Here is a 229-nt window from a genome sequence, read left to right on the forward strand (position 1 = left end):
CGATGTACATGCCTCCTGATTCGGTAGACAGTGGATCGCTTCTCCCGTTCTCGGAGTGGAAGAAAGTCCGGGCCTCGCTCCGCGAGCGTGGTCTGGTGTTTGACCCGGCTAACAAGGTGATCAAGAAGTCGAGTGTCACCGATCAGTATGAGCCGCCGAGCCTCGACGCCGTGCCTGAGTGGTCCCTGAACAAGGGCGACGCGGAAGATAAACCGCGCAAGCGTCGTCG

1 protein-coding gene is annotated in these 229 nt (G+C 59.8%); it reads left to right on the plus strand.

Features of this window, described 5'->3' with window-relative positions:
* Positions 1-229: hypothetical protein (locus AC1RPN_RS09275; RefSeq protein WP_481763894.1), on the plus strand; the 229-nt coding region annotated here is incomplete at both ends.

This window comes from Dellaglioa sp. CoH-57-MRSF-20, assembly GCF_056781955.1.